We start from the raw sequence: 21,322 nt of genomic DNA, 5'->3' as shown, positions 1-21,322 counted from the left end.
CGATTACTCCTTTTCCTGCTGCTCAGGCTTCCAGCTACGCAGGGCCCAGATCAGCAAACCGATAATGAAGAACGCGCTCGGCGCCAGCAGGAACAGGCCGTTCGGCTGATACCAGCCGCCGTTCTGCACCGTTTCCAGCACCGTGATACCGAACAGCTTGCCGCTACCGATAAGCTCGCGCAGGAAGCCGACGATAATCAGGATCGCGCCATAGCCGAGACCGTTGCCAATACCATCCATAAAGCTCGCCAGCGGCGGCGACTTCATGGCGTAGGCTTCGGCGCGGCCCATCACGATGCAGTTGGTGATGATAAGCCCGACGAATACCGACAGCTGTTTGGAGGTCTCATAGGCGAAAGCCCGCAGCAGCTGATCCACCACGATCACCAGCGAGGCGATGATCGCCATCTGCACGATGATGCGCACGCTATTGGGAATATGGTGGCGGATCATCGAGATAAACATGCTGGAGAACGCCGTCACCAGGGTCACCGCAATGGTCATCACGAAGGCGGTTTCCAGTTTGGTGGTTACCGCCAGTGCGGAGCAGACGCCCAGCACCTGCAGGGCGATGGGGTTATTGGCGATGAGCGGCCCCACCAGCACGCGCTTCACCTCTTTCATATCGCTCTGTTCAGCCATTATTCAGCTCTCCCTCACGAACCTTTTTCAGGAACGGACCAAAGCCCAGTTCGCCCATCCAGAAATCAAAGCTATGCTGTACGCCATTGGACGTCAGCGTGGCGCCGGATAAACCGTCAACCGCGTGGAGATCGCCTGCGCGCGCGCCGCCTTTCACCACCTTCAGCGCCGGCATGCCGTTGTCATCCAGCACCTGCTTGCCGACAAACTGCTGGCGCCAGTTCGGGTTTTCCACCTCGCCGCCCAGCCCCGGCGTTTCGCCCTGATCGTAGTAAGTAATGCCTTTTACCGTGCGGCCATCGACGTCCAGCGCCACGAAGGCATACATCATCGACCACAGGCCGTTGCCATAAATGGGCAGCACCACCTGCTCAATCTTCTGCTGCGCGTCGCGCACCAGGTAAATTTCCGCCAGATTACTGCGTCGCTTTATACCAGCCGGATCCTGACTGGCATCCAGGGCCATACTCTGCTGCGGATCCTTCAGCGCCTGAGCCTGATTAAATTTACCCGGGTCTTTCTCCAGCAGTTCTCCGGTGGCCAGATTCACCAGTCGCGGGGTAATGCGCGCCGCGAAGGTGTCCGCTACCGCATCCGCATCCATACCGGGGTGCATCAGCCCTGACACTGCCAGGATATTGCGCTGCTTATCCAACGCCCGCTGCGCCTGCTGGCGGGATTTCAGCCCCACGGCCGAGCCCGCCACCACGATGGAGCAGACCAGACAAAGCACCAGCACCACCAGCAGCGTTTTGCCGATGCTATCGTTACTTTTCTTCTCAGCCACGCGACTTCCTCCGCTTAATATTGGCCTGCACCACCAGATAATCGAACAGCGGTGCGAAGAGGTTGGCGAAGAGGATCGCCAGCATCATCCCTTCCGGATAAGCCGGGTTCACCACGCGGATCAGCACGCACATCACGCCGATCAGCACGCCGTAACTCCATTTCCCTTTATCGGTAAACGAGGCGGATACCGGGTCCGTCGCCATAAACATCATCCCGAAGGCGAAACCGCCGAGCACCAGATGCCAGTACCATGGCATAGCGAACATCGGGTTGGTGTCGGAGCCGATAACGTTAAACAGGGTGGCGGTGGCGATCATGCCGATCATTACCCCGGCGACGATGCGCCAGGACGCGACGCGGCCAAAGAGGATGATCGCCCCGCCGATGAAGATCATCAGCGTTGACACTTCGCCAATTGAGCCGGGAATATTGCCGAGGAAGGCGTCCATCCAGCTCACCGGCACGCCAGTCGCCACGTTCACCAGCGCTTCACCGCCGCCGCTGGCCCACTGGGAGAGCGGCGTGGCGCCGGAGAAACCGTCCGCCGCGGTCCATACGAGATCGCCGGAAATCTGCGCCGGATAGGCGAAGAACAGGAACGCGCGCCCCGCCAGCGCCGGGTTGAGGAAGTTGCGCCCGGTGCCGCCGAAAATCTCTTTGGCGATCACCACGCCGAAGGAGATCCCCAGCGCCGCCTGCCACAGCGGCAGCGTGGGCGGCACAATCAACGCGAAGAGAATAGAGGTAACGAAAAAACCTTCGTTAATCTCATGCTTGCGCACAATCGCGAACAGCACCTCCCAGAAGCCGCCGACGATAAAGACGGTGAGGTAGATAGGCAGGAAAAATACCGCGCCCAGGGTCATCATGCTCAGCCAGCCGGCGTCGGCACTGAAGCTGACGCCTAACCACTGGGCGACGCTGTAGTGCCAGTTGTTGGCGATCGCCTGCTGCAGCTGTTCGGCGCCGTATAGCTTGTGCAGCGCCGGAATGGTCTGCAGCCCAACGTTGTACATGCCCCAGAACATCGCCGGGAATACGGCAAACCACACGAGGATCATCATCCGCTTCAGGTCGATGGCGTCGCGCACGTGCGCCGCGCTGCGGGTTACCTGGCCCGGCGTGTAGAAGATGGTCGCCGCCGCCTCATACAGCGGGTAATATTTTTCCAGCTTGCCGCCATGCGTGAAATGCGGCTCAAGTTTCTCAATCAGGTGCTTTAAGCCCATCTCTTATCCTTCCTGCTCAATCCGGGTTAACACGCTGCGCAGCGCCGGGCCATATTCATACTTTCCAGGGCAAACATAGGTGCACAGCGCCAGATCTTCTTCATCCAGCTCCAGACAGCCCAGCGCCTGAGCGCTGTCGGTGTCTCCGGCCAGCAGATCGCGCAGCAGTATGGTCGGCAGGATATCCAGAGGCATCACCCGCTCGTAGTTGCCGATCGGCACCATCGCCCGCTCGCCGCCGTTGGTATCGGTGGAAAAATGAAAGCGCTTGCGCTTGAAGAAATGGCCCAGCGTGGTGCGGGTAATCGAGAATTTCTCTTTGCCCGGCATCACCCAGCCGAAGAGCTCTTTTTCCCGCCCTTCTTTGACCACGCTCACCTGCAGATGGAAGCGCCCCAGGAAGGCGTGAGGGCCATGGGCGCGGGCGCCGCTAAGCACCGAGCCGGAAATGACCCTGTTTTCCCCCTCCTGCAGCTCACCTGCCAGCAGATCCTCCAGGCTGGCGCCGAGCGTCGTTTTGACCAGCCGCGGAGATGTTACCTGCGGGCCGCCGAGCGCAATTATCCGTTCGCAGTAGAGCTCCCCGTCGAGGAAAAGCTTACCAATGGCGATCGCGTCCTGATAATTGAGGTGCCAGACCTGCTTATTCAGGCTCACCGGCTCCAGAAAGTGAATATGCGTTCCCGGCAGCCCCGCCGGGTGCGGCCCGCTGAACTGATTGAAACAAACCTGGCCGAGAGGATGACCGCCCAGCTTGCCGCCGCTGGGCTGGCAGACGTGCACTTTCCCGTCGGTCAAGCGCGTGAGCACGGTAAGACCGGCGTCGAAGGCGGCACGTTCGGCCAGAATAATCGGCTGCGGCTCCGCCGCCAGCGGATTGGTGTCCATGGCGTTAACAAAGATAGCGGCGGGCGTGCTCCCCGGGAGCGGCGTTTTGCTGAACGGTCGGGTACGCAGCGCCGTCCATTGGCCCGACGCCAGCAGCTGCTGCTGTACGGTGTCGCGCGGCAGTTCGGCCAGCGCGTCCGCGGCGTAACGGGTAAACGCCACCGCGTCATTGCCCTCGATATCAATCACCACCGACTGCAACACGCGCCGTTCGCCGCGGTGGATCGCGCTGACGATCCCGCTCGCCGGGGCGGTAAAGCAGACGCCAGGGATCTTTTTATCTTCGAACAGGATCTGACCTTTTTTGACCCGATCGCCTTCTTTAACCGCCATCGCGGGGCGCATGCCAACGTACTCTTCGCCGAGTAGCGCGACGCGCTTCACCGCTGGCGCGGGAGAAATCTGCTGTAATGGCATGCCAGCTATGGGCAAATCCAGCCCTTTCGTGATTTTAATCATATCGTTAGCAGGTATCCGTAACCTCAACCCCGACGCAGGTCAGGGCCAGCTTATTGACAGAATGGCAGAGAAGAAAGGGCGAAACGGCGCCAGTAGCGCTCAGGACGGAAGAGAAGCATCCTTTCTTACTCTGATGATGAACCGGCGCAAGTGTAACATTTCGTGAGCGGCGGCTGTAGCGCAAGGGGCGATAAGTGCTTCTAAAATGCGAGCTATTGCGCAAAGTTCTCACTGTGTTTTCGTCGCTGGCAGGGTATAAAGTGAGGCTGATTTGTAAACGCCGCCACGTCGCCCTTGCGAAAAAATGCCGTGATGCTAATGTGAGCGCTCTAAATCCAGAAAACTCTGATTTCGGGTCTCTCTTGCCGTCCTGGCAATGTGGCTATTTTGTTTTATCAAGGAACAAGCAGTATGCGCAAAATCGCATTATTTATTGCGATGCTTCTGTTGCCGTGCGTGTCATTTGCCGGGCTGCTCAGCAGCAACAGCCCGACAACGCCGGTAAGCAAAGAATATAAGCAGCAATTAATGGGTTCACCGGTTTACATTGAGATCTTTAAAGAAGAGCGCATGCTCGACCTTTACGTCAAAATGGGTGAGACCTACCAGCTCCTCGACAGCTACCGGATCTGCAACTACTCCGGTGGCCTCGGTCCGAAACAGCGCCAGGGCGATTTCAAGAGTCCGGAAGGGTTCTATAACGTCACCCGCAGCCAGCTCAAACCCGACAGCCGCTTCTATAAAGCGATTAACATCGGCTTCCCGAACGCCTACGATCGCGCCCATGGTTATGAAGGGAAATACCTGATGATCCACGGCGACTGCGTCTCAGTCGGCTGCTACGCCATGACCGACAGCGGTATCGATGAGATCTTCCAGTTCGTGACCGGCGCCTTAGTCTTCGGCCAGCCAAGCGTGCAGGTGAGTATCTATCCGTTCCGCATGACCAACGCCAACATGGAACGCCACAAATACTCCTACTACGCGGATTTCTGGAAACAGCTCAAGCCAGGCTATGACTATTTCCAGCAGACCCACAAACCGCCGGTCGTATCAGTGACCGACGGCCGCTATGTGGTGAGCAAGCCGCTCAGCCACGAGGTTGTCCAGCCGCAGCTGGCCTCAAACTACACGCTCCCCGAGACAAAATAACGCCCACTCGCCTGGCATGATCTTATGCCAGGTTTCATTGGCCGTCAGCGGCTGCGTGGCGATAACCGTGACCACATCGTTGGGTGTGGTCTCGCGTTGAAAGTCGATCTCCACATCCTGGTCCAGCAGTTTTGCCACGCCGAACGGCGCTCGCCGGGTTATCCAGTGCAGATTGGTCGAGCAGAACGCCATTACGTAGCGCCCGTCCGACAGCAGCATGTTGAACACCCCTTTCTCACGTAGTTCACCCGCGAGGGTGGCGATATACTTGAAAACGCCCAGCATATTGCCCGGCGTGCGCGGATAGCGCTCGGTTAAACGGTGCAGCAGCCAGCAAAACGCTTTTTCACTGTCGGTTTCACCTACCGGATGAAAATTACCGGTTTTCAGCGACTTATAGCCTTTTAGCTGCCCATTGTGCGCATAGGTCCAGTTGCGCCCCCACAGTTCGCGGGTGAAGGGATGGGTGTTCTCCAGGGCCACCCTCCCGCGGTTGGCCTGACGAATATGGGCGACGACGGAACAGGACTTAATGGGGTAATCCTGAACCAGTTTCGCGATCGGCGACTGAAAGCTCGGCTGGGGATCCTTGAATGTGCGACAGCCTTTACCTTCATAGAAGGTGATGCCCCAGCCGTCTTTATGCGGCCCCGTCCCGCCGCCGCGCTGCACCAGCCCGGTAAAGCTAAAACAGATATCGGTTGGCACATTGGCGCTCATCCCGAGCAGTTCGCACATAGATCACCTCACCCTCACAAATCACGACGGCGCCGGAGCGAGGCCACCGTCAACAGTACACACTCACCTGCCTGTTAGCCTTTCGCCATCTCTTTTTCGATCAGCATAATCAGAATGTGGATCACTTTGATATGGATCTCCTGGATGCGGTCGGCGTAGCCAAAGTGCGGCACGCGAATTTCAACATCAGCGCTACCGGCCATTTTACCGCCGTCTTTACCGGTCAGGGTGATCACTTTCATCCCCTGCGCCCGCGCGGCCTCAATGGCCTTAATCACGTTGCCGGAGTTGCCAGACGTGGAGATACCGAGCAGCACATCGCCTGCGCGGCCAACGGATTCAACGTAGCGGGAGAACACATACTCATAGCCAAAATCATTGCTCACGCAGGAGAGGTGGCTGACGTCGGAGATCGCGATGGCCGGGTAACCCGGGCGGTTTTCGCGATAACGTCCGGTCAGCTCTTCCGCAAAATGCATCGCATCGCAATGGGAACCGCCGTTACCGCAGGACAGCACTTTCCCACCCGCCTTAAAGCTATCCGCCAGCAGGACAGCGGCACGCTGGATAGCATGGATATTGGCTTCGTCCTGCAGAAAGTTAGCCAGCGTTTCCGCGGCTTCGTTCAGTTCGTTACGAATAAGATCCTGGTACATGAGGATAATCCTTCAGTATGAGTGGAATAACCCCGGCAGTGTACCGGATAGCCGTCGAAGCGAGAAGCAGCAGGCAGCGTTATCCCTCGCTCTTTTGATTTTATGTGCCGCTTTTGCATACAACAATGTGAGCAAGGTTGTAATTATTTTGTAAACACATTGCTAAATAAAAACGCATGCACTACAACCAATACATCACAAGTGGTCAGACCTCCTACAAGCTCAGGGAGCATTTCTCTATGATGATTTTGAGTATTGTTGCAACCGTCGTTTTACTCGGCGCGCTCTTCTATCACCGGGTCAGCCTGCTGCTCAGCAGCGTGATTTTGCTCGCCTGGACCGCGGCGCTCGGCGCGGCCGGAGTGTGGAATATCTGGCTGCTGCTGCCGCTGGCGATCATACTGTTGCCGTTTAACTTTGCGCCTATGCGTAAATCCATGATTTCCGCACCGGCGTTTCGCACATTCCGCAAGGTGATGCCGCCGATGTCGCGCACGGAAAAAGAAGCCATCGACGCCGGCACTACCTGGTGGGAAGGCGATCTGTTTCGCGGCAATCCTGACTGGCAAAAGTTACATAACTATCCGCAGCCGCGGCTGACCGCCGAAGAGCAAGCTTTCCTCGACGGCCCAGTTGAAGAAGCCTGCCGGATGGCTAACGACTTCGCCATCACCCACGAAATGGCCGATTTGCCGCCGGAGCTGTGGGCCTATCTGAAAGAGCACCGCTTCTTCGCGATGATCATTAAGAAAGAGTATGGCGGACTTGAGTTCTCCGCTTACGCTCAGGCACGAGTACTGCAGAAACTCTCTGGCGTCTCCGGCATCCTGGCGATCACCGTCGGCGTCCCGAACTCGCTGGGCCCGGGCGAACTGCTGCAGCATTACGGTACCGAAGAACAGAAGAATCATTATCTGCCGCGTCTGGCACGCGGCCTGGAAATCCCTTGCTTCGCTCTCACCAGCCCGGAAGCGGGCTCTGACGCCGGCGCCATCCCGGATACCGGCGTGGTGTGCATGGGCGACTGGCAGGGTCAACAGGTGCTGGGGATGCGCCTGACCTGGAACAAACGTTATATCACGCTGGCGCCTATCGCCACCGTGCTGGGGCTGGCTTTCAAACTCTCTGACCCGGATCGTTTGCTGGGCGGAGAAGAAGAGCTGGGTATCACCTGCGCGCTGATCCCCACCTCCACCCCGGGCGTGGAAATCGGCCGTCGCCACTTCCCGCTGAACGTGCCGTTCCAGAACGGTCCAACCCGCGGCAAAGATATCTTCGTGCCTATCGATTACATCATCGGCGGCCCAAGCATGGCCGGTCAGGGCTGGCGCATGCTGGTTGAATGTCTATCGGTCGGCCGCGGTATTACTCTGCCGTCCAACGCCACCGGTGGTCTGAAATCCGTTGCCATGGCGACTGGCGCTTACGCCCATATTCGCCGCCAGTTCAAAATCTCCATCGGCAAAATGGAAGGGATTGAAGAGGCGCTGGCGCGTATCGCCGGTAACGCCTATGTGATGGACGCTGCGGCGTCGCTGATCACCTACGGCATCATGCTCGGCGAGAAACCTGCAGTGCTGTCCGCTATCGTGAAATATCACTGCACCCACCGCGGCCAGCGCTCCATTATCGACGCGATGGATATTACCGGCGGGAAAGGCATTATGCTGGGCGAAGGCAACTTCCTCGCCCGGGCCTATCAGGGCGCGCCTATCGCCATCACCGTGGAAGGCGCAAACATTTTGACCCGCAGCATGATGATCTTCGGTCAGGGGGCGATTCGCTGCCATCCGTACGTACTGGAGGAGATGGCCGCCGCGCAGAATAATGACCTGAACGCCTATGACAAGCTGCTGTTCAAACACATCGGCCATGTCGGCAGTAATAAAGTGCGGAGTTTCTGGCTGGGCCTGACCGGCGGGCGCACCAGCAGCGCGCCGACTCGTGACGCCACCCGTCGCTACTATCAGCAAATGAATCGTCTGAGCGCCAACCTGGCACTGCTGTCAGACGTCTCAATGGCGGTGCTCGGCGGCAGCCTCAAGCGACGCGAACGTATCTCCGCCCGTCTGGGGGATGTGTTAAGCCAGCTGTACCTGGCCTCGGCGGTGCTGAAACGCTATGACGATGAAGGACGCAATGAAGCCGATCTGCCGCTGGTTCACTGGGGGGTACAGGACGCGCTGCACCAGGCCGAGCAAGCCATTGACGATCTGTTGGACAATTTCCCGAACCGTCTGGTGGCAGGCGTAATGCGCCTGGTCATCTTCCCGACCGGCCGTCATCATCATGCGCCGTCGGATAGGCTGGACCACCAGGTCGCCAAAATTCTGCAGGTGCCCAGCGCCACGCGCTCCCGCATCGGTCGCGGTCAGTATCTGACGCCGAGCGAGCATAACCCGGTAGGCCTGCTGGAAGAGGCCCTGCTGGAAGTGATGGCGGCCGATCCTATCCACCAGCGGATCTGCAAAGAGTTGGGTAAAAATCTGCCGTTCACCCGTCTGGATGAGCTGGCCCACAACGCGCTGGCCAAAGGATTAATCAGTCAGGATGAGGCCGCCATTCTTACCCGTGCAGAGCATAGCCGTCTGCGCAGCATTAACGTCGACGACTTTGCGCCAGAGGAGCTGGCGACAAAGCCGGTAAAGCTGCCGGAAAAAGTTCGTAAAGTTGAAGCTGCATAATAAAACCACTACCACATCACACGCCGGGCGGGGAACTTTCCCCGCCTTTTTTTCGCCCTCTCCTCCCCTTTCGTTTCCATCAGTAGCATTTTTTTAACAAAATATTCCGCGGACCGCCGCGCGGCTGATATGGTGTTACAGTTAACCTAACCCCCTCATGAGAATGGAGTTGACCATTGTGCCTGGCCTGAAAATTTCGCTGTTGCAACAACCGCTGGTCTGGATGGACGGCCCTGCCAACCTGCGCCATTTTGATCGCCAACTGGAAGGAATCACCGGGCGCGATGTGATTGTTTTACCAGAGATGTTTACCACCGGCTTTGCCATGGAAGCGGCAAAACAGTCTTTACCCGAGGCCGACGTGGTGGAGTGGATGCATGCCCGGGCTGCGCAATCCCAGGCGCTGATTGCCGGCAGCGCTGCGCTGCAAACTGAACACGGCGCTGTTAACCGCTTCCTGCTGGTCGAGCCTGACGGTACGGTGCACCATTATGATAAACGGCACCTGTTCCGTATGGCCGATGAACATCATCACTATGAGGCCGGAAACCAGCGCGTGGTCTTTGAATGGCGTGGATGGCGGATCCTGCCGCTGGTCTGTTACGACCTGCGCTTTCCGGTATGGTCGCGTAATCAGAACGACTATGATTTGGCGCTGTATGTCGCCAACTGGCCGGCGCCGCGCTCGCTGCACTGGCAGTCGCTGCTGATCGCCCGCGCGATTGAAAACCAGGCCTATGTCGCCGGCTGTAACCGGGTTGGCACTGACGGCAACGGCCATCATTACCGCGGCGATAGTCGGATTATCAATCCCCAGGGGGAGATTATCGCCACCGCCGATCCGCATCAGGCCACTCGTCTTGATGCCGAGCTGTCGCTGAGCGCCCTTCAGGAATATCGTGAAAAATTCCCCGCCTGGCGCGATGCCGATCCTTTCACGATCGGCTAATCACCCTTCGGGAGCCGCTGCGCTCCCTTTTTATTCCACCACGATCCGCACAGCACAGTAGACCAATAACGCTGCCAGCATCCAGTTCAGTTGCCGCCCGTACAGCAAAAACAGGCGCTGAAACAGATGCCCCGCCAGCGCCCAGCACAGATTTCCCAGCGCGCCAATCGCCGCCAGCAGCAGACTCACGCTGATAAGCCAAACAGGCTCGCGAGTAACGGGCAGAACAAAGGTAGAAAGCGCGGTGATGCCATACAGAATAATTTTAACGTTGACGAACTGTAGCCCCAGACTCGCCCAAAAGCCTACCGGTTCTACACTCGGCGTCCCTGTCGCCGGTTTGCTTTTGGCAATCTGCCAGGCCAGCCACAGGATGTACGCCGCGCCAATCCATCCCAATACCAGGGTAAAGCGTGGGTCGAGTTCAACCAGCGAAAAGGTTAAAGCCGCGCAAATCAACATAGTGATAATAAACCCGACGCTCATCCCGGCCAGCACCCGCAGGCTGCGGCGTAGACCATGGGAGGTGACGCTGCTCAGCGCCAGGATATTGTTGGGCCCGGGTGTCAGGGCGGTGATCAAAGTGTAAGTTAAAAAGGCGCTTATCAGGGTAGGTGTCACGGGTTTTCTCCTCTTGTCTGGCAGACACTACCCGAAGCTGATAATTTAAAAAAATGAATATTTTTTCATTCTCGCTTCGATAATATCGATACAAAGAGGAAATATGGATCTGCGACGCTTCATCACCTTCAAAACTGTTGTCGAAGAAGGTTCCTTTCTGCGCGCGGCGCAGAAACTATGCTGCACTCAGTCCACCGTGACTTTTCATATCCAGCAGCTGGAGCAGGAGCTTGCCATCCCGCTGTTTGAGAAAATCGGCCGGCGGATGTGTCTCACCGCCGCCGGTAAGAAGGTCCTGCCGCATGTCTACGACCTGACTAAAGTGATGGCCTCGATTCGTCAGGCGGCACGCCAGGACGATGAGCCCGGCGGCGAACTTCGCGTCGCCACTGGCGAAACGCTGCTGGCGTATAAAATGCCGCGGGTGCTGCAGCGTTTTAAGCAACGCGCTCCGAAAGTGCGCCTGTCGCTGCAGTCGCTCAACTGCTACAGCATCCGCGATGCGCTGCTTGCCGACGAGGTCGATTTGGGGGTGTTTTACCGGGTGGGTAACGATGACGCGCTCACGATAATGGAGCTTGGCCAGCAGTCGCTGGCGCTGGTCGCATCGGTCGAGCAGGCGCCGGTAGACTTCATGCGCCCGCGGCAGCATATCCCGCTGAGCTTTATCATCAACGAACCCCAGTGCGTGTTCCGGCAGATTTTTGAAAGCACCCTGCGCCAGCGCGAAATTACTCTGGAGAACACCATTGAGCTGTGGAGTATTGAGAGTATCAAGCAGTGCGTGGCGGGAAATCTGGGAGTGAGTTTTCTGCCACGCTTTGCGGTGGAGGACGAGCTCAAGCGCGGGACGCTGGTTGAGCTGCCATTCAGCGAGACGCCGTTGACGATCCATGCGCTCTGCGCCCACCATGCCGGGAAGGCTATCAGTCCGGCGATGCGGGTATTTATGCAGTGCATGCAGGAGGAACAAGAGGCGCGCTGAAATTCGGCGACGAAAACGACGAAAGCCTGAATCATTGCTGACTCAGGCTTTCTGAATAGTGGCGGAACGGACGGGACTCGAACCCGCGACCCCCTGCGTGACAGGCAGGTATTCTAACCGACTGAACTACCGCTCCGCGTTGTTGTTCCGTTTGGAACGAGGCGAATATTACGGATTCCCCTCTACCCCGTCAACGCTTTTTCTACCATTTTGAATCGTTTGCTGCAAAAATCACCCAACCGCCTATTTTTAATTCATTTTAGTGGCTATCAGGCACGCCACAGGCAGCTTCCGCCTTTCTTTTGTACCAGGTCGAGGCGGGATTCATGGTTCGCCAGTTCTTCATCTGAGGCATAAACCACGCGTAACTGACTGCCGGCGCGGACGACGCGCTGAATTCCCATCTCTCCCGCCTGCTGCTGGCTTTCGCCTTCCATAGAGAACGCCATCGAAGTCTGGCCGCCGGTCATCATCAAATAGACATCGGCAAGGATCTGGGCATCGAGCAACGCCCCGTGCAGCGTACGCTTGCTGTTGTCTATTTCGTAACGCGAACATAGCGCATCGAGGCTGTTGCGCTTGCCTGGAAACATTTTCCGCGCCAGCGCCAAACTGTCGGTGATTTTACAAAAGGTCTCGGTTTTTCCGATGCCGCGGTTTAGCTTACTGAATTCATAATCCATAAAGCCGATATCGAACGAGGCGTTATGGATCACCAGCTCCGCGCCGCGGATGTAATCCATAAACTCATCAGCCACGTCGGCAAAGGTAGGTTTATCCAGCAGGAACTCATCGGCGATCCCGTGTACGCCGAATGCTTCAGGATCCACCAGCCGATCGGGCTTCAGATAGACGTGAAAATTGTTACCGGTCAGGCGGCGGTTGATCACCTCCACGGCGCCGATCTCAATGATCTTGTGTCCTTCGTAGTGTGCCCCGATCTGGTTCATACCGGTGGTTTCGGTATCGAGAACAATCTGGCGCGTAATTGCAGTGCTCATAGCGGTCATTTATGTCAGACTTATCGTTTACAAATCGATTTCAATTACAGGAAGTCTACCAGAGATGCTCAAACAGGTAGAAATTTTCACCGACGGCTCTTGCCTGGGTAATCCAGGACCTGGCGGCTACGGCGCCATCATGCGCTACCGCCAGCACGAAAAAACCTTCAGCGCTGGCTACCGTCTGACCACCAATAACCGCATGGAACTAATGGCGGCAATTGTTGCCCTGGAAGCGTTAAAAGAGCATTGCGAAGTGGTGCTCAGCACTGACAGCCAGTATGTTCGTCAGGGGATCACCCAGTGGATCCACAACTGGAAAAAGCGCGGCTGGAAAACGGCAGAGAAAAAGCCGGTGAAAAATGTCGACCTCTGGCAGCGGCTGGACGCCGCGCTTGGCCAGCATAAAATTAAATGGGAATGGGTAAAGGGCCACGCCGGCCATCCTGAAAATGAACGCTGCGACGAGCTGGCGCGCGCGGCGGCCTCCCACCCCACACTGGACGATGTCGGCTACCTGCCTGAGAGTTAATTCTGCCCTTTGCGCCACTGCCGGGTGGCGCCCACCGCCGGCCGCAGCTGAGTTTTCGCTTTGCCGGATTTCATCGGATTGAGCGTCAGCGGAATGGTCCGTTTGCGGGCGACAATCAATTGCAAACAGCCCAGCGCCGGCAGATGGGTGCTCAACAATTTGCCGCCATGGCGCGACCAGGGCAAAACCTGGTAACGTCCATAGTGCAGCACTTCAAAGTTGAGCAGCGCCAGCCAGTCCAGCTGGCGCATCAGCGTAAACATACGGCTATTATAAGGCGTTCCTTTGCGCAGGACCGGCACCAGCTTACGCAACCCCATCAGGCTGACCGGATTAAACCCGGTCAGGATCATCCAGCCATCATCGATCAGTACACGATCGGCTTCCCGCAGCAGACGATGCGGATCGCTACACCACGGCAGGGTGTGCGCCAGCAGGCAGGCGTCAACGGACTTTTCGGCAAAGGGTAAATGCAGCGGGTCAGCCCGGACCTGCATTGGATTTCCCGCCAGCGAGACATTCACCTGGTGCGAGATGGCGCAAGCTTCGGTATTGATTTCCGCGCTCAGATTGCCAATCTTAAGCAGATGAAAGCCATATAATTTAGCCAGCCACGGTTTCATCTGCTGCTCCAGCGTTTCGCGATAGTATTCGCCCCACGGCATACTGGACCAATGCTCAGGCGCTGTCACTGTGTGAGGTATCCTTGCCGGCTTCATTGCCACCTTCCGCTACGCTTTAGAGGTAATTTATGAATCTTATCAGTATTCCCGCGTTTCAGGACAACTACATCTGGGTTCTCAGTGAGAATAACGGCCGCTGCATCATCGTAGATCCAGGCGAAGCCGCGCCGGTTCTGGCAGCCATCGAGGAAAACCAGTGGCAGCCCGAGGCTATTTTATTGACCCATCATCATCAGGATCACGTCGGCGGCGTAAAACAATTACGTGAAAAATTCCCTTCTATAGTGGTTTACGGGCCGGCGGAAACCCAGGATAAAGGCGTCACTCAGGTGGTAGGCGATGGCGATCGGCTGTCAATTCTCGGGCACGATTTTTCCATTTTCTCTACGCCAGGTCACACATTAGGACATATCTGTTACTACAGCGAACCTTATCTGTTCTGTGGCGATACGATGTTTTCCGGCGGCTGTGGAAGGCTGTTCGAAGGTACAGCAGAGCAGATGTATCAATCATTTATGAAAATTAACGCCCTTCCTGAAGAAACCCTCATATGTTGCGCACATGAATATACGTTAGCGAATATGAAGTTTGCATTGAGTATCCTGCCAGATGATAGGGACATAAACGATTACTATCATAAAGTTAATGAGTTACGTGCAAAAAAACAAAAAACACTACCCGTAACTCTGAAAAATGAGCGGCGTATAAATTTATTTTTACGCGTAAATGATATTGATTTAATTGATAAAATTAACAAAGAAACAAATTTGCAACACTCTGTGGCGCGATTTGCATGGTTAAGGTCAAAGAAAGATGACTTCTGATATTTAATTCTTGTCATCGGCCAACTTCGCCGTTATCCTTGGTCGTCTTTTAAGCAACTATTGACACACACATGAAGGCACGAGCGATATTACTCGCCTCTGTCCTGCTGGTGGGGTGCCAGGCGTCTAAGCACGATGGCACCGTCGAACAGCGAGCACAGAGCCTTTCTGCGGCTGGTCAAGGGGAAGCAGGCAAGTTCACAAGTCAAGCGCGCTGGTTAGATGATGGAACCTTCTACGCGCAAGACCAGGATCTGTGGACTTCCATAGGCGACGAGCTAAAGATGGGAATACCGGATAATCCCCGGATTCGCGAACAGAAACAGAAGTACTTAAGAAATAAGAGCTATCTCCACGATGTAACTTTACGGGCAGAGCCGTATATGTACTGGATAGCCGGGCAGGTTAAGAAACGTAACATGCCAATGGAACTGGTATTACTACCCATAGTGGAGAGCGCTTTTGACCCACACGCGACGTCTGGCGCCAATGCCGCAGGCATTTGGCAGATCATTCCGAGCACAGGGCGCAATTATGGTTTAAAACAGACCCGCAGTTACGATGCGCGTCGTGATGTCGTCGCATCTACTACCGCGGCGCTGGACATGATGCAACGTCTGAACAAAATGTTCGACGGCGACTGGTTGTTAACGGTCGCAGCCTATAACAGCGGCGAAGGCCGGGTCATGAAGGCAGTAAAAGCGAACCGTTCGCGTGGCAAACCCACCGATTTCTGGTCGCTGTCTCTGCCGCATGAAACGAAAATCTACGTCCCGAAAATGCTGGCATTGAGCGACATTCTCAAAAACAGCAAACGTTACGGCGTAAAGCTGCCTACGGCTGATGAAAGCCGTGCGCTGGCGCGCGTTCGCCTCGACAGTCCGGTTGATATTTCTCAGCTCGCGGACATGGCCGGTATGCCGGTCAGCAAGCTGAAGACGTTCAATGCGGGCGTAAAAGGGTCAACGCTGGGCGCGAGCGGGCCAAAGTACGTCATGGTGCCGCAGAAGCACGCCGCACAGCTGCGTGAATCGCTGGCCTCTGGCGACATTGCCGCCGTGCAGCCGACGCAGCTCGCAGACAATACGCCGCTGACCAGCCGTAGCTATAAGGTGCGTTCCGGCGACACCATTTCCGGGATAGCTTCCCGTCTTGGTGTGACGACCCGCGATCTGCAGCAGTGGAATAACCTGCGCGGCTCTGGATTAAAGGTTGGGCAGAATCTGGTTATTGGCGCAGGCAGCAGCGCCCAGCGTCTGGCGAACAACAGCGATAGCATCACCTATCGCGTTCGTAAAGGCGATTCGCTGTCGAGCATCGCCAAACGTCACGGCGTTAATATTCGCGACGTGATGCGCTGGAACAGCGATACCGACAACCTGCGCCCAGGCGATCAGCTAACGTTGTTTGTGAAAAACAGCGATCGACCAGAGTCCTGATACCTCTGGTTCGACAAAAAGGCACCGACTTCCCCGGTGCCTTTTTTATTGCCTAAATTAAACCGCTTTATGCGCTTCGAACAGAATGGTATCGCTGGTAAACGATCCGTCCTCCTGTAACTCGAAGTACGCTTTGACCTCCGCCGAAGCGCTCTGCTGATATAAGCGAATCGCCTCCACCAGCGGCTCAGGAGTACGCATCCGCGCCACCCATGAACTGAACTCCAGCGGCAGGCGATCGGTCAACAACTGGTTAACCACCAGCCCCGCTTCAGTCGCCAGCGTCAACCACTCGCCGCTGGAATAATTACGCACATGCGAGGTGTCGCGCAGGGCTTCCACCGTCTGCAGCCAGACATCACGTACCGGATGACCCGGCGACATCACGTCCATCACGATAATCACCCCGCCCGGCTTGAGAACACGTTTCACCTCACGCAGCGCCTGGCCAACGTCATGCCAGTGGTGAGCGGAGTAGCGGCTAATCACCACATCAAAGCTGGCATCAGCGAACGGCAGCGTTTCGGCGTACCCCTGCTGGGTCACGATATTGCTAAAACCTTTCTCCTTTGCCGCGGCGGCAACGACCTCCAGCATCTGGCTCGATAAATCATAGGCGGTCACCTCGGCAACCTGTCCCGCCGCGGTAAAGCTGGCGTGCCCTGCCCCGCAGCCCATATCCAGCACTTTCGCCTGAGGAAAATCAGCCAGCCGTTCCGCCAGCCGCTGCAGATCGCGACCAAAGGCGTGTACGGCGCTGGTCAGATAGGCGCTAGCCTGGGAGCCGAACTGCTTTTCGACGTTGTCATGGTGAGAGCGTGTTGTCATGTTGTCTTGTCCTTACGGTTTTTTTTGAGTAATAAAAGGCAGCACCATGCATGCGCAGGCCTGCCCCATGGCAGGCCTGACCAACCTTAAATTAATCAGGCTTGCCGGGACTGAATTCGACTAGTAGCGGGTTGTGGTCGGAGGCGCGGGTCACCAGCACGGAAGCATCGTGCACGCTTAACCCACGGTAGAACACAAAATCGAGGGGACGACCAAACGCGCGGCGGCGCTGATCGTCTGAGAAACGAACTTCGCGTAACGACATCTCACGCGCAAAGCGGTACAGCGCATTCATCCGCGGCCGGCTCCAGGCATTGAAGTCGCCGGCCATGATCACCGGCCCGCTGTGATGGGCGATCTGATCGCCAATTGGCAGCAGCTGTTTGCTGTAGACGTCGACGCCAAGGCTAAAGTTGACGGCATGGATATTGACTACCATCAACAACCGCGCATCCGGCAGCGGATAAACGGTCACTAACGCCGATTTCGGCAATCGCAAAATAGGCTCGCGCTCGCGCAGCGGACAGCAATAGATGGGGTGCGCGGAGGCCAGCGTCATTACGCCGGAAGGATGCTGCGGCAATACCAGCGCCGGCACCTGATCGGCGGCCAGATAGTTTGAAGTCGCGAACCGGACCAGTTCTGGGGTGGTTTGCGCCTCCTGCAACAGGACCAAATGCGCATCTTTGCCGAAATTTTTGAGGACCGACTGCCACTCTGCGCGCTGCTGCTTGAAGATATTCCATACCAGCACGCGGATCTTCTCATCGCTGCTTAACGGCGTGCCGGCGGGATAAACCGGACTTACGCCCGCAAACGCCCCCGGAGGCAATATTCTCTCCGCAGGTTGTCCGGCGACATAGCGCATGGCGTAGGTGTTCTTTCGCAATTTGGGCATTAATCCTCGATAACAGAAACCAGCCCGACGACGACTGGTTATTCTGTTATAGGGATTTTCCCATACACTTTCAATGCAAATTGCGAGAAACCCTTAGCCTTCGGGAGAAAGCGCTGCCGAACGGCGTGGCAATTTATCTAAACGTCCGCTCAGGACCACCAACAGCAAAGCGACCAGCACAATCATCGCGCCAATCCACGGCGTCTGCGCCAGACCGTACCGCTCGACCGTCTGTCCGCCGACGATCGACCCCAGAGCAATGCCGACGTTAAAGGCGGCAATATTCAGGCCGGAAGCGACGTCGACGGCGCCAGGCGTGTACTGTTCGGCTTTTTGCACCACATACACCTGCAAACCCGGCACGTTGCCGAAGGCGAAGATGCCCATCACCAGTACCGTTGCCAGCGCGGCATAGTGAACGCTGGCGGTCAACTGGAAGACCAGCAGCAGCACCACCAGCGCGGCGAAGATAAACTTCAGCGCGGAGACGGCGCCATGCTTATCGGCCAGTTTGCCCCCCCACACATTACCGATAGCCACCGAGACACCATAGCCCAGCAGGATCCAGCTCACCGCTGACGGACTGAAACCGGCCAGCTCCTGCATCATCGGCGCAAGGAAGGTAAAGGCGGTAAACACGCCGCCGTAGCCCAGCGCGGTAATGGCGTAGATCATCAGCAGGCGCGGATGGGTTAATACTTTAATCTGATCGCGCAGGCTGGCGCTGGCGCGGCCCGGAATATTATTCGGTACCAGAATCAGGCTGCTGATAAGGGCAATGACGCCCAGAATCGATACCGCGAGGAAGGTTTCCCGCCAGCCAAAATGCTGGCCGATGAAAGTCCCGAACGGTACCCCGGTTACCAGCGCGACCGTCAGGCCGCCGAACATAATGGCAATGGCCGAGGCCGCTTTCTCTTTTGCCACCAGGCTGGTAGCAATTGTCGAGCCAATAGAGAAGAACACGCCGTGTGCCAGGCCGGTCAGCAGTCGCGCCAGGATCAGCGTTTCATAGCCCGGGGCCTGCCAGGCCAGCACATTACCCGCCGTAAACAGCACCATCAACGCCAGCAGCAGCTGTTTACGCGGCATACGCCCGGTCAACGCCGTCAGTACCGGGGCGCCGATCGCCACGCCCAGCGCGTAGATAGAGACCAGCAGTCCCGCCGAAGGCAGGGAGATAGAGAGTTGCTGAGCAATGGTCGGGACCAGGCCGACAATCACAAATTCAGTGGTGCCAATTGCGAAGGCACCGATGGTTAAGGCAAATAGCGCCAGTGGCATAATTTACTCCGTAGCATCAGGATTAAGATGACACGTAGTATGAAGGGTTGTATAAATAACAAAAACTATCAAAGTATCAATAGAATTTTGCTATAGGTGCAATAATGAGAGCCACATCAGAGGAGATCGCCATCTTTGTGGCGGTGGTGGAAAGCGGGAGTTTCAGCCGGGCGGCCGAGCAGCTCGGACAGGCCAACTCCGCCGTCAGCCGGGCGGTCAAAAAGCTGGAATCAAAGCTAGGCGTAAGCCTGCTCAATCGGACCACCCGCCAGCTCAGCCTGACAGAAGAAGGCGAGCGCTATTTTCGCCGTATGCAGGTGGTCTTGCAGGAAATGGCGGCGGCAGAGAACGATCTGCTGGAGACGCGCACGACGCCGCGGGGCCTGCTGCGGGTAGATGCCGCGACGCCGGTGATGCTGCATTTTCTCATGCCGCTGGTGAAGCCATTTCGCGAGCGCTACCCGGAAATGACGCTGTCGCTCGTCTCGTCTGAGACGTTTATCAATCTGATTGAACGGAAAGTGGATGTGGCCATTCGGGCCGGGACCTTAACGGATTCCAGCCTGCGCGCCCGACCGCTGTTTACCAGCTATCGTAAGATCGTCGCCTCGCCCGACTATGTCGCGCGCTACGGTATGCCGCAGCATCCATCCGATCTGAAACAGCATCACTGCCTCGGCTTCACCGAGCCGGTATCGCTGAATACCTGGCCGGTATCCTGTTGCGATGGCCAGCTGTTAGAGATCGAAGCGGCGGTGTCATCCAATAGCGGCGAAACGCTCAAGCAGCTGTGCCTTACCGGCAACGGTATTGCCTGCCTGTCGGATTACATGGTGGATAAAGAGATTGCCAGCGGAGAGTTTGTCGAGCTACTGGCCGATAAGCGCTTACCGGTGGAAATGCCTTTCAGTGCCGTCTATTACAGCGACCGGGCGGTCAGCACTCGCATCAGGGCATTTATTGATTTTCTGAGCGACCACGTAAAACAGCTCCCGAAGAAGCTGTCGTAATACCTTCTCGGGCGGCAGGGCGAACGGCATACCGGTAGCGAGTGATTAATCCCACTGCGGCGCCAGACCTTCCGGGCTCACCAGCCGATCGTTGCAATCCAGCGCAGCGATCGCCTGTCGATCTTCATCATCCAACTGCAGATCCAGCGCCTTCAGGTTGCTGGCCAGGTTATCACGCTTCGTCGAGGACGGGATCACCGCGTACCCCTCGCCCATCGCCCATGCCAGGATAACCTGCGCCGGAGTCGCATTATGTTTCGCCGCGATACGGGCAATCACTTCATCTTTCAGCGCCTTACCATAAGCCAGCGTCATGTAAGAGGTGATGTGGATGCCGTGCTCACGTGCCCAGTCGACGACTTTACGGTTTTGCAGATACGGCGAGAGTTCAATCTGGTTGGTCGCAATGTTTTCAGCGCCAACGGCGGCAATCGCGCGCTCCATCAGTGGAATAGTGAAGTTGGAGATACCAATCTGACGGGTCAGACCCAGCTTCTTCGCTTCCATCAGGGCTGCCATAAACTCTTCAACGGCAACCGCATCGTTCGGTGATGGCCAGTGGATGAGCGTCAGGTCAACATAGTCCGTGCGCAGCTTCTGCAGACTTTCTTGCAGGCTGGCGATGAGTTTGTCTTTGCTCAGGTTCTCGATCCAGATTTTGGTAGTGATGAACAGCTCATTACGCGGCACGCCGCTTTCGGCGATAGCCTGACCCACCGCGGCTTCGTTGTCATAGATTTGCGCGGTGTCGATAGCACGATAGCCCAGCTCCAGCGCGGTTTTTACGGATGCGATAACAACATCATCTTTCAGACGGAAGGTGCCAAGACCAAATGCAGGGATTGCCATGATTTTCCTCGTTATTTCTTCATTTCGGTTAACGGATGAAATTATGGCTGATGGTGTGGAGGGGAAAAAGAGCGATTAATGCAGAGGATTTTTGCTGAATTAGCAATAATAGAGAACAGATCAAACAAAAAAGCCCTGAGCAAATGCTCAGGGCTCTTAATAAGTGGCGGAACGGACGGGAC

The 21,322-nt window shown here is 56.6% G+C and carries 21 protein-coding genes and 1 tRNA gene; 8 read left to right on the top strand and 14 right to left on the bottom strand.

The annotated features are described in order from the left end of the window. Window positions 1–3: 3 nt before the first annotated feature. Genes KHQ26_RS12100 through KHQ26_RS12085 form a run of 4 tightly spaced genes read right to left on the bottom strand, consistent with a single transcriptional unit; the run spans window position 4 to window position 4,007 of the window. Complete coding sequence (locus KHQ26_RS12100; RefSeq protein ID WP_002889716.1) at window positions 4–642, bottom strand: NADH:ubiquinone reductase (Na(+)-transporting) subunit D; 639 nt, start codon at window positions 640–642, stop codon at window positions 4–6. Next, window positions 635–1,429 carry a Na(+)-translocating NADH-quinone reductase subunit C gene (locus KHQ26_RS12095; protein ID WP_004177336.1) on the bottom strand — a complete coding sequence of 265 codons (795 nt, stop codon included), beginning with the start codon at window positions 1,427–1,429 and terminating at the stop codon, window positions 635–637. The genes KHQ26_RS12100 and KHQ26_RS12095 overlap by 8 nt, the downstream gene beginning before the upstream one ends. Further along, the gene (locus tag KHQ26_RS12090; RefSeq protein ID WP_004177337.1) at window positions 1,422–2,660 is read right to left on the bottom strand and encodes an NADH:ubiquinone reductase (Na(+)-transporting) subunit B; all 1,239 of its coding nucleotides are present in this window, start codon (window positions 2,658–2,660) and stop codon (window positions 1,422–1,424) included. Before KHQ26_RS12090 ends, KHQ26_RS12095 begins: the two co-directional genes overlap by 8 nt. Before the next feature lie 3 nt (window positions 2,661–2,663). Further along, complete coding sequence (locus KHQ26_RS12085; RefSeq protein ID WP_002889702.1) at window positions 2,664–4,007, bottom strand: Na(+)-translocating NADH-quinone reductase subunit A; 1,344 nt, start codon at window positions 4,005–4,007, stop codon at window positions 2,664–2,666. Window positions 4,008–4,418: 411 nt separating this feature from the next. On the opposite strand from KHQ26_RS12085, the gene dpaA reads away from it, so the two are divergent. Beyond that, window positions 4,419–5,159 (top strand): peptidoglycan meso-diaminopimelic acid protein amidase, encoded by a 741-nt coding sequence (gene dpaA, locus KHQ26_RS12080; RefSeq protein WP_002889699.1) that lies wholly within the window; start codon window positions 4,419–4,421, stop codon window positions 5,157–5,159. Here dpaA and KHQ26_RS12075 read toward each other — a convergent pair. Both KHQ26_RS12075 and lpcA read right to left on the bottom strand, forming a co-directional pair. Further along, on the bottom strand, window positions 5,130–5,897 hold the full coding sequence (locus KHQ26_RS12075; RefSeq protein WP_002889696.1) for a class II glutamine amidotransferase: 768 nt from the start codon (window positions 5,895–5,897) through the stop codon (window positions 5,130–5,132). The two genes, dpaA and KHQ26_RS12075, sit on opposite strands and share 30 nt — an antisense overlap. 74 nt (window positions 5,898–5,971) lie before the next feature. Then, window positions 5,972–6,553, bottom strand: a complete 582-nt coding sequence (gene lpcA, locus KHQ26_RS12070; RefSeq protein WP_004145825.1) for a D-sedoheptulose 7-phosphate isomerase — start codon at window positions 6,551–6,553, stop codon at window positions 5,972–5,974. A gap of 239 nt (window positions 6,554–6,792) precedes the next feature. On the opposite strand from lpcA, the gene fadE reads away from it, so the two are divergent. Next, window positions 6,793–9,237 carry an acyl-CoA dehydrogenase FadE gene (gene fadE / locus KHQ26_RS12065; RefSeq protein WP_002889690.1) on the top strand — a complete coding sequence of 815 codons (2,445 nt, stop codon included), beginning with the start codon at window positions 6,793–6,795 and terminating at the stop codon, window positions 9,235–9,237. A gap of 178 nt (window positions 9,238–9,415) precedes the next feature. Further along, the gene (locus KHQ26_RS12060; RefSeq protein ID WP_002889689.1) at window positions 9,416–10,186 is read left to right on the top strand and encodes an amidohydrolase; all 771 of its coding nucleotides are present in this window, start codon (window positions 9,416–9,418) and stop codon (window positions 10,184–10,186) included. Between the two features lie 30 nt (window positions 10,187–10,216). Here the strand turns inward: KHQ26_RS12060 and eamB are convergent, their stop codons facing one another. Next, the gene (eamB, locus tag KHQ26_RS12055; protein WP_020804771.1) at window positions 10,217–10,807 is read right to left on the bottom strand and encodes a cysteine/O-acetylserine transporter; all 591 of its coding nucleotides are present in this window, start codon (window positions 10,805–10,807) and stop codon (window positions 10,217–10,219) included. Window positions 10,808–10,910: 103 nt separating this feature from the next. Here eamB and KHQ26_RS12050 point away from each other — a divergent pair, with 103 nt between their 5' ends. After that, window positions 10,911–11,792 (top strand): LysR family transcriptional regulator, encoded by an 882-nt coding sequence (locus KHQ26_RS12050; RefSeq protein ID WP_004177340.1) that lies wholly within the window; start codon window positions 10,911–10,913, stop codon window positions 11,790–11,792. A gap of 59 nt (window positions 11,793–11,851) precedes the next feature. On the opposite strand, the gene KHQ26_RS12045 is transcribed toward KHQ26_RS12050, so the two are convergent. Both KHQ26_RS12045 and dnaQ read right to left on the bottom strand, forming a co-directional pair. Continuing rightward, window positions 11,852–11,928: transfer RNA gene (locus KHQ26_RS12045), tRNA-Asp, on the bottom strand. Window positions 11,929–12,061: 133 nt separating this feature from the next. Continuing rightward, window positions 12,062–12,793 carry a DNA polymerase III subunit epsilon gene (dnaQ, locus tag KHQ26_RS12040; RefSeq protein ID WP_004152034.1) on the bottom strand — a complete coding sequence of 244 codons (732 nt, stop codon included), beginning with the start codon at window positions 12,791–12,793 and terminating at the stop codon, window positions 12,062–12,064. A gap of 64 nt (window positions 12,794–12,857) precedes the next feature. On the opposite strand from dnaQ, the gene rnhA reads away from it, so the two are divergent. Continuing rightward, entirely contained in the window at window positions 12,858–13,325 is a 468-nt protein-coding gene (gene rnhA / locus KHQ26_RS12035) for a ribonuclease HI (protein WP_002889686.1), read from the top strand. Here rnhA and KHQ26_RS12030 read toward each other — a convergent pair. Then, a complete protein-coding gene (locus tag KHQ26_RS12030; protein ID WP_002889685.1) occupies window positions 13,322–14,044 on the bottom strand; it encodes a class I SAM-dependent methyltransferase in 723 nt (240 codons plus the stop codon). The two genes, rnhA and KHQ26_RS12030, sit on opposite strands and share 4 nt — an antisense overlap. Window positions 14,045–14,076: 32 nt before the next feature. Here KHQ26_RS12030 and gloB point away from each other — a divergent pair, with 32 nt between their 5' ends. Together gloB and mltD are read left to right on the top strand one after the other, a co-directional pair. Beyond that, complete coding sequence (gloB, locus tag KHQ26_RS12025; RefSeq protein WP_004145833.1) at window positions 14,077–14,832, top strand: hydroxyacylglutathione hydrolase; 756 nt, start codon at window positions 14,077–14,079, stop codon at window positions 14,830–14,832. Between the two features lie 71 nt (window positions 14,833–14,903). Next, window positions 14,904–16,271 (top strand): murein transglycosylase D, encoded by a 1,368-nt coding sequence (mltD, locus tag KHQ26_RS12020; protein ID WP_002889632.1) that lies wholly within the window; start codon window positions 14,904–14,906, stop codon window positions 16,269–16,271. A gap of 57 nt (window positions 16,272–16,328) precedes the next feature. On the opposite strand, the gene KHQ26_RS12015 is transcribed toward mltD, so the two are convergent. The 3 genes from KHQ26_RS12015 to KHQ26_RS12005 form a co-directional block, all read right to left on the bottom strand. Continuing rightward, window positions 16,329–17,099, bottom strand: a complete 771-nt coding sequence (locus KHQ26_RS12015; protein ID WP_020804774.1) for a class I SAM-dependent methyltransferase — start codon at window positions 17,097–17,099, stop codon at window positions 16,329–16,331. Window positions 17,100–17,190: 91 nt separating this feature from the next. Next, on the bottom strand, window positions 17,191–17,988 hold the full coding sequence (locus KHQ26_RS12010) for an endonuclease/exonuclease/phosphatase family protein (RefSeq protein ID WP_002889629.1): 798 nt from the start codon (window positions 17,986–17,988) through the stop codon (window positions 17,191–17,193). 102 nt (window positions 17,989–18,090) lie between these two features. After that, entirely contained in the window at window positions 18,091–19,281 is a 1,191-nt protein-coding gene (locus KHQ26_RS12005; RefSeq protein WP_020804773.1) for an MFS transporter, read from the bottom strand. A gap of 104 nt (window positions 19,282–19,385) precedes the next feature. Here KHQ26_RS12005 and yafC point away from each other — a divergent pair, with 104 nt between their 5' ends. After that, window positions 19,386–20,291: a DNA-binding transcriptional regulator YafC gene (yafC, locus tag KHQ26_RS12000; protein ID WP_023302289.1), complete on the top strand. Its 906-nt coding sequence runs from the start codon at window positions 19,386–19,388 to the stop codon at window positions 20,289–20,291. A 45-nt stretch (window positions 20,292–20,336) separates the two neighbouring features. Here the strand turns inward: yafC and dkgB are convergent, their stop codons facing one another. After that, window positions 20,337–21,140, bottom strand: a complete 804-nt coding sequence (gene dkgB / locus KHQ26_RS11995; protein ID WP_020804775.1) for a 2,5-didehydrogluconate reductase DkgB — start codon at window positions 21,138–21,140, stop codon at window positions 20,337–20,339. Window positions 21,141–21,322 lie beyond the last annotated feature (182 nt).

This window comes from Klebsiella sp. 10, assembly GCF_018223925.1.
GTDB classification, from domain to species: domain Bacteria; phylum Pseudomonadota; class Gammaproteobacteria; order Enterobacterales; family Enterobacteriaceae; genus Klebsiella; species Klebsiella pneumoniae.
The sequence above is the reverse complement of the archived record's forward strand: the minus strand, read 5'-3'. Positions and strand labels throughout refer to the sequence as shown.

Excerpts from the sequence above, each read along its gene's own strand:
- KHQ26_RS12100 (WP_002889716.1), bottom strand. The coding sequence starts at position 642 with ATGGCTGAACAGAGCGATATGAAAGAGGTGAAGCGCGTGCTGGTGGGG.
- KHQ26_RS12090 (WP_004177337.1), bottom strand. The coding sequence starts at position 2,660 with ATGGGCTTAAAGCACCTGATTGAGAAACTTGAGCCGCATTTCACGCAT.
- KHQ26_RS12085 (WP_002889702.1), bottom strand. The coding sequence starts at position 4,007 with ATGATTAAAATCACGAAAGGGCTGGATTTGCCCATAGCTGGCATGCCA.
- dpaA (WP_002889699.1), top strand. The coding sequence starts at position 4,419 with ATGCGCAAAATCGCATTATTTATTGCGATGCTTCTGTTGCCGTGCGTG.
- KHQ26_RS12075 (WP_002889696.1), bottom strand. The coding sequence starts at position 5,897 with ATGTGCGAACTGCTCGGGATGAGCGCCAATGTGCCAACCGATATCTGT.
- lpcA (WP_004145825.1), bottom strand. The coding sequence starts at position 6,553 with ATGTACCAGGATCTTATTCGTAACGAACTGAACGAAGCCGCGGAAACG.
- fadE (WP_002889690.1), top strand. The coding sequence starts at position 6,793 with ATGATGATTTTGAGTATTGTTGCAACCGTCGTTTTACTCGGCGCGCTC.
- KHQ26_RS12050 (WP_004177340.1), top strand. The coding sequence starts at position 10,911 with ATGGATCTGCGACGCTTCATCACCTTCAAAACTGTTGTCGAAGAAGGT.
- dnaQ (WP_004152034.1), bottom strand. The coding sequence starts at position 12,793 with ATGAGCACTGCAATTACGCGCCAGATTGTTCTCGATACCGAAACCACC.
- rnhA (WP_002889686.1), top strand. The coding sequence starts at position 12,858 with ATGCTCAAACAGGTAGAAATTTTCACCGACGGCTCTTGCCTGGGTAAT.
- KHQ26_RS12030 (WP_002889685.1), bottom strand. The coding sequence starts at position 14,044 with ATGAAGCCGGCAAGGATACCTCACACAGTGACAGCGCCTGAGCATTGG.
- gloB (WP_004145833.1), top strand. The coding sequence starts at position 14,077 with ATGAATCTTATCAGTATTCCCGCGTTTCAGGACAACTACATCTGGGTT.
- mltD (WP_002889632.1), top strand. The coding sequence starts at position 14,904 with ATGAAGGCACGAGCGATATTACTCGCCTCTGTCCTGCTGGTGGGGTGC.
- KHQ26_RS12015 (WP_020804774.1), bottom strand. The coding sequence starts at position 17,099 with ATGACAACACGCTCTCACCATGACAACGTCGAAAAGCAGTTCGGCTCC.
- KHQ26_RS12005 (WP_020804773.1), bottom strand. The coding sequence starts at position 19,281 with ATGCCACTGGCGCTATTTGCCTTAACCATCGGTGCCTTCGCAATTGGC.
- yafC (WP_023302289.1), top strand. The coding sequence starts at position 19,386 with ATGAGAGCCACATCAGAGGAGATCGCCATCTTTGTGGCGGTGGTGGAA.
- dkgB (WP_020804775.1), bottom strand. The coding sequence starts at position 21,140 with ATGGCAATCCCTGCATTTGGTCTTGGCACCTTCCGTCTGAAAGATGAT.